Origin of the sequence: Stenotrophomonas sp. YIM B06876, from assembly GCF_030711595.1 — a bacterium.
GTDB lineage: Bacteria > Pseudomonadota > Gammaproteobacteria > Xanthomonadales > Xanthomonadaceae > Stenotrophomonas.
This window is the reverse complement of record NZ_JAUJUJ010000406.1, coordinates 1-718: the sequence shown is the minus strand read 5'-3', so window position 1 is coordinate 718 and position 718 is coordinate 1. Positions and strand designations below refer to the sequence as shown.

The 718-nt window shown below is 63.2% G+C and carries 1 protein-coding gene; it reads right to left on the bottom strand.

Features of this window, described 5'->3' with window-relative positions:
• Positions 1 to 421 precede the first annotated feature (421 nt).
• Positions 422 to 703: a PsiF family protein gene (locus tag QZH66_RS17600; RefSeq protein WP_305807118.1), complete on the bottom strand. Its 282-nt coding sequence runs from the start codon at positions 701 to 703 to the stop codon at positions 422 to 424.
• Positions 704 to 718 lie beyond the last annotated feature (15 nt).

The following is a 718-nucleotide window of genomic DNA, read 5'->3' as shown; positions in this document are numbered from 1 at the left end:
GTCGCGGCTGCCGTCGTTGATCACGACGATCTCGACCTGCGGCGACAGCGCCTGCAGCGCCGCCAGCACCTCGGGCACGACGCTGGCCAGGTTGCGGCCCTCGTTGTAGGCCGGCAAGACGCAGGAAATCGAGGGGGTTGGGTCGGAGCGGCGGGTCATGGGAAGCAGTATTTCAAAAAACGGACGGCACGCGGGCCATGCGCGATAAAAAACCCCGCCGGGCAAAGCCTGCGGGGTTGTGGCGGAGGCGTGGCAGGCTTATTTCTTCAGGCATTCGCTCATGAAGGCCTTGCGCTCGNGTTGGGTCGGAGCGGCGGGTCATGGGAAGCAGTATTTCAAAAAACGGACGGCACGCGGGCCATGCGCGATAAAAAACCCCGCCGGGCAAAGCCTGCGGGGTTGTGGCGGAGGCGTGGCAGGCTTATTTCTTCAGGCATTCGCTCATGAAGGCCTTGCGCTCGTCGCCTTTCTTGCCCGCGGCGTCGGCATTGCAGGACTTCATCTTGTCCTGCTGGGAGACCTTCTTGGCGCTCAGGCATTCCTTCATGAACGCCTTGCGCTCATCGCCCTTCTTGTCGCCGGCATCGGCGTTGCAGGTGGTCATTTTGCTTTGCTGCGCGGTCTTGGCCGTGCCTTCGGCCGCGTGGGCTGCGCCCAGGGACAGGGTCAGGCCCAGGGCGGCCAGGGAAAGAAGGTGTTTCATGAAAGCTCCTTGGGT

Coding starts and splice junctions, on each gene's coding strand:
- QZH66_RS17600 (WP_305807118.1), bottom strand. CDS start 703: ATGAAACACCTTCTTTCCCTGGCCGCCCTGGGCCTGACCCTGTCCCTG.